This is a genomic window from Erythrobacter sp. HI0063 (genome assembly GCF_001635685.1).
Taxonomy (GTDB): Bacteria; Pseudomonadota; Alphaproteobacteria; order Sphingomonadales; family Sphingomonadaceae; genus Qipengyuania.
Genome location: NZ_LWFF01000155.1, coordinates 1 through 231 on the forward strand (window position 1 = coordinate 1; position 231 = coordinate 231).

Annotated in this window: 1 tRNA gene; it reads right to left on the reverse strand. The window is 62.8% G+C overall.

Annotated features, from left to right (window positions below):
- Window positions 1–87: 87 nt before the first annotated feature.
- A tRNA-Trp gene (locus A3736_RS05840) sits at window positions 88–163 on the reverse strand.
- Window positions 164–231 lie beyond the last annotated feature (68 nt).

Here is a 231-nt window from a genome sequence, read left to right on the forward strand (position 1 = left end):
CGACGAGGTGCCACGGCAGGGTACCACGCGCTTTTGAATCGCAGGGAAACCTGAAGCTTATCAGGTACTTGGGCCATATCGAAGAAATGGCAGGGGTGACAGGATTCGAACCCGTGGCCCTCGGTTTTGGAGACCGATGCTCTACCAGCTGAGCTACACCCCTGCAGCCGGTCGCGCCCCCTACCCGGCGGGGCGGGGCTTGGCAAGCGTGTCCTTGGGGCTCGCCCTTTC